The organism is Pseudomonas sp. ICMP 561 (assembly GCF_002699985.1).
GTDB lineage: Bacteria > Pseudomonadota > Gammaproteobacteria > Pseudomonadales > Pseudomonadaceae > Aquipseudomonas > Aquipseudomonas quasicaspiana.
In genome coordinates, this window is sequence record NZ_LKBT01000059.1 from 1 (window position 1) to 241 (window position 241).

The following is a 241-nucleotide window of genomic DNA, read 5'->3' on the forward strand; positions in this document are numbered from 1 at the left end:
CCAGCTCTATTTCCCAACGCTCGTTGTAATGTGCGGCTACTTCGTTTGCTGGATAACGCTTGGCGTCGATCATTGAGGTGAGGTAGCGACGGGCTTTACCTTCTATCGAGTACTCGATCAATAATGCTGCAGAATAGTACGCACGATCAAAGATCGTAACCGAATAGTCATCCACTGCTTTTTCCAACCCACGAGCGTGGCTCAGCTCGCCAGTTGAAAACTCGCCGAAATTGGCAGCCCG

The 241-nt window shown here is 50.6% G+C and carries 1 pseudogene; it reads right to left on the reverse strand.

Annotated features, from left to right (window positions below):
• Positions 1-241: pseudogene (locus tag AO242_RS29490) on the reverse strand (hypothetical protein); the annotation flags it as partial.